The sequence below is a fragment of the Afipia sp. MLSD5-FHT05B12 genome, assembly GCF_058793355.1.
The window spans coordinates 1-611 of sequence record NZ_JBXAFS010000050.1 but is presented as its reverse complement, the minus strand read 5'-3'; the positions used below and the strand labels follow the sequence as shown (position 1 = coordinate 611).

Annotated in this window: 1 protein-coding gene; it reads right to left on the bottom strand. The window is 57.8% G+C overall.

All coding sequences use genetic code 11. The features are described from left to right. Positions 1-611 (bottom strand): MBL fold metallo-hydrolase (locus AC1Q6J_RS23160; protein ID WP_492281483.1); only part of this gene is annotated, 611 nt, incomplete at both ends.

Here is a 611-nt window from a genome sequence, read left to right as displayed (position 1 = left end):
GCGCCAGGGAACGGGAAGTGCGCACCGCAGATCATCATCTTGTCTGCAATGACGCGATCAATGAGCTTCCGGCGCGTGGCAACCGCCGTTGGACCGTCCTGATCATAGGCACCCTGCCAATCGGGATGCGGCGCCAACAACGCTGGAACATACATGACGTCGTTGGACACCATCAGTTGCTGTTTGCCGGAAGCAACCAGGAATGCCGAATGACCAGGTGTATGGCCTGGAGCTGCTACGACATGCACCCCGGGAGCCACCTCGGCGTTGTCTTCAACGAGCTTCCAGTTCTTCCATTTCGGGAAATTTTCGGCGATGCGCTTTCCGGCGGCCTTACGGCCATCGGGCAACTTGTCGACCCGGCCTTCTTCCGTCCACCATTTGTATTCAGTGCTGCTGACAATCAGTTCGGCTTTCGGGAACACAAGCGCGCTGGTCCCCTTCTCCATCAAGCCCCAGACATGATCGGGGTGAAAATGCGAGACCAGGATGGCATCGATCTTACCTGGGTCGATACCGGCCGCCTTCATGTTAGCCGGCAAATTGGTTGCATTGGCTTGCCACTGTCCGACACCAGAACCCGAATCGACCATGATGAGCCGATCGCCGAC